The organism is Bariatricus sp. TF06-38A (assembly GCF_027690675.1).
Lineage (GTDB): Bacteria > Bacillota > Clostridia > Lachnospirales > Lachnospiraceae > Allocoprococcus > Allocoprococcus comes.
Genome location: NZ_JAQFCE010000055.1, coordinates 1 through 3,314, shown reverse-complemented (window position 1 = coordinate 3,314; position 3,314 = coordinate 1). Strand labels below are relative to the sequence as shown.

The 3,314-nt window shown below is 37.0% G+C and carries 3 protein-coding genes; all 3 read right to left on the bottom strand.

Annotation, left to right across the window (positions count from 1 at the left end; translation table 11 throughout):
* Positions 1–58: 58 nt before the first annotated feature.
* From PG418_RS18970 to PG418_RS18960, 3 genes are read right to left on the bottom strand one after another with little or no spacing between them, the layout of a single operon-like run.
* Positions 59–1,102, bottom strand: coding sequence for an ATP-binding protein (locus PG418_RS18970; RefSeq protein ID WP_498837886.1), 1,044 nt, complete (start codon positions 1,100–1,102; stop codon positions 59–61).
* Positions 1,102–1,812, bottom strand: coding sequence for a response regulator transcription factor (locus tag PG418_RS18965; RefSeq protein ID WP_003693048.1), 711 nt, complete (start codon positions 1,810–1,812; stop codon positions 1,102–1,104). Before PG418_RS18965 ends, PG418_RS18970 begins: the two co-directional genes overlap by 1 nt.
* Positions 1,791–3,224 carry a phospholipase D family protein gene (locus PG418_RS18960; protein WP_498837885.1) on the bottom strand — a complete coding sequence of 478 codons (1,434 nt, stop codon included), beginning with the start codon at positions 3,222–3,224 and terminating at the stop codon, positions 1,791–1,793. Before PG418_RS18960 ends, PG418_RS18965 begins: the two co-directional genes overlap by 22 nt.
* Positions 3,225–3,314: the final 90 nt, after the last annotated feature.

Here is a 3,314-nt window from a genome sequence, read left to right as displayed (position 1 = left end):
TTTCAATGTTCTTAAATTTAGCCTTGACTTTTTATTTGCAGGCTAATTTATCTTAAAACTATATAATCTCATCTTTCTGTTTTGGCAGCTCTATAACAAATCTGCATCCACCATATTCACGGTTTTCTGCTTTGATTGTTCCTCCGGCACTATCTACAATCCGTTTTACAAGTGCAAGACCTAGGCCATTTCCTTCTGCTTTATGAGATCCATCTACCTGATAGAACTTGTCAAATATTCTGGATTTTACATCATCCTCTATTCCTGGTCCTTCATCTTCCAGAATGAACTTAACAGAATCCTGTTCTTGTTTCAGAAACATCATAATTGTCCCCTTTGAAGGGCTGAACTTAATCGCATTATCCAAAAGATTTATCCAGATATGCATAAAAAGTCCTTCATTCCCAGTATATTTAATTTCCTCCAATTCTACCTGAAAACCAATTTCTTTTTCTGTCCATTTTGTTTCCAATGAAAGAAATGCCTGGCGGATCTGTTCATCCAGACGATATTCTGTTTTTTTCATTGGTATATTCTGATTCTCTAACTTGGATAACAGCAAAATATTACCAACCAATCCGGAAAGTCTTTGGGTGTTAAATAAGATTTTTTCTACATATTCCTCTTGATCCGGAGACAGTTCTTCTCCCTGAAGCAGCATTGTATATCCTTCAATGGCATTAATCGGGGTCTTAAACTCATGAGAAACATTAGATACAAAATCCATCTGCAGCACCTCTGTTGCACGAAGTTCTTTTGTCATAACGTTAAAACTTTGATAAGATTCTCCAACTTCTGCTATGCGGCTGTTCGTTTCCAAATGCTGTTCAAAATCTCCCTGAGAAACTTCCTTCATTGCTTTACTAAGTCTGGTAATTGGTTCCAGTAACTTTGCATTGATAAAGGAAGTGATCAGCCCTGCAATCAATGTATTGAAAATCAAAAGCCAGCCAAGCACAGATATGCTGCCCGGCAGATTAAAAAAATGATTCAAAAAAGCAAATAATAAAGCAGATATGACTGTTGAAAATACAAGTGCCAGCCAGATTGCACCAGTCAGACAGGATCGGATCCGCAATCCTTTTTTTTTCTTTTGTTCCATTATTTTTTCACCACCTTGTATCCAATTCCACGCATTGTTACGATTTCAAAATCCGGGTTATCTTTAAAACGCTCCCTGATCCTTCCTATATGTACCTCTATCGTATGTGGGTCTGCCTCCGTCTCGTATCCCCATACTTCATCCATCAACTGTTGTTTTGTAAATGTTCTGCCTGGCGAAGCTGCAAGCTTATATAAAAGCAGGAATTCTTTTTTAGGCAAAACAAGACTTTCCTTATCAGTTGTAACCGTCATTGCATCATAATCAAACTCTGTTGAACCGATCACAATTTTGTGTTCATTCAGTATCTGTGCACGGCGAAGCAGTGCTCCGACTCTTAAAACCATTTCATTCACATTTACCGGTTTTACCATATAATCGTCACTTCCCGAAAGAAATCCCTGGCGCATATCATCAAAGGAACCTTTCGCAGTGATCATAAGTACCGGTATCTGATATCCTGCTGAACGGAGTTCCGACACCAGTTCATAACCATCCATAACCGGCATCATAATATCAGAAATGATCAGATCAATATATTCCTTATCCAATACTTCTAATGCCTGTGCTCCATCCGATGCACTTTTGACTTGATATCCATTCTTCTCAAGCACTTTTTGGAATAGCTGGCTTAATTCTTTATCATCTTCTACAATCAATATTTGAAACACGTTTTCCTTCCTCCTTATTAAAACAGATACCTTGCCCATCCAAGCAGATGCTGTACCAAAAATATTTTTCTCTGACGTTTCTTTGTTAATTCGATTGGCTCTACATGATATGGATCACGATAGGTTCCATCTTCCAATACCTGGCGGGACACTCTTTCATATTCCATCATGCCCTCTTCCAACTGTTTATTAATATCTTTACTGCGAATTACAAGCATCAGTTCCGTATCCAGATATGCACTTCTCATGTCCATATTAAAGGAACCGATTACAGACAGATCATCGTCAATCAGAATACTTTTTCCGTGGTATGAATAACCGCCTTCATATTCCCAGATATTAATTCCTGTACTTAAGATTCTATTTCTGTTTTTCGCATAATCGGCAGACCCAAATGGATTCCCATTATTCGCAACTGAATTTGTCATGATAGAAAAATCTGAAACGTTCTCTGCAATCTCCTCCCATGTATTATACATCATATCATTACAGATAATATATGGCGTGTGGATCTTCACACGATTTTTTGCATTTTTCATCAATTCTCCCAACTGATACCACACTACTGGTTCTTTGGAACCTGTGTGAATAGGATTTGACACTAATGTAATCTTTTCTGTCTCAAAAGTTTCGTCCGTATAATCGGTCTCGCAGATTCTTTCCTTATTCTCTTCAAAATATTTCTGATAGCTGTTCTGCAGCTCTAAAACTGCGTTCTTTACAGATTTTCTATTTGCCAGTTTTTTATTGTTATGAAAATAACCACTGTCTTCCTGATTCCATATGGTTTCAAAATAATCTGACAACTGGTTAACTGAATTTTCTTTCTCAGGTTCATCGCAAACCACTAACACGTCTCTGTCATAGTTCTTATGTCCCGGAAAATCACCCAGGAAATAATTGTATGTATTTCTTCCCCCAAGAATATATCTCTTTCCATCTGCAATCAAATATTTATCATGCATTCTACCCATCATTTTCCACGGTTTCAACGGATTGGCCTTATTATACAGTTTAATTTCAACATTCTCATGGGAAGATAATCCATAGAAATACGGATTTCCTTCCATATCAATCCAGCTCTCCATTCCATCTACTAACAGACGAATATGTACACCTCTGTCTGCCGCATCATGCAGTGCTCCTAAAATCAATTTTCCACTTTCATCGGATTGAAATGCAAAAGTAGAAAGAATAATTTCCTTTTTTGCATTCTTGATCAAACGCACTCTTTGTAAAAGCGCTTCTGGATTCTTTTCTATGATTACTGCCCGTTCTGTATTTTCACTGCATTCGTTCCATGACCCATTTTTTGTTTCTTTTTTGGTTGTATTGGACACTTCCGGCTGCTTTTTATATGCAACGCAGATTCCGAGCAATTCATAAAAAGCCACACATAAAAAAATTGCCAGTATAACAAGAAGGATTTTACATATTTTATGCTTTTTCATTGTACATCACCTGATTCCTTTTTATTTCATACTTATACAATACAAAGTCAATCTCAATTTAACCTCAACAAGGTTTGTTTTTTTCATCCA

What these genes read in the sequence shown, in the direction of transcription:
- PG418_RS18970 (WP_498837886.1), bottom strand. Translation starts at nt 1,102, where the DNA reads ATGGAACAAAAGAAAAAAAAAGGATTGCGGATCCGATCCTGTCTGACT.
- PG418_RS18965 (WP_003693048.1), bottom strand. Translation starts at nt 1,812, where the DNA reads ATGGGCAAGGTATCTGTTTTAATAAGGAGGAAGGAAAACGTGTTTCAA.
- PG418_RS18960 (WP_498837885.1), bottom strand. Translation starts at nt 3,224, where the DNA reads ATGAAAAAGCATAAAATATGTAAAATCCTTCTTGTTATACTGGCAATT.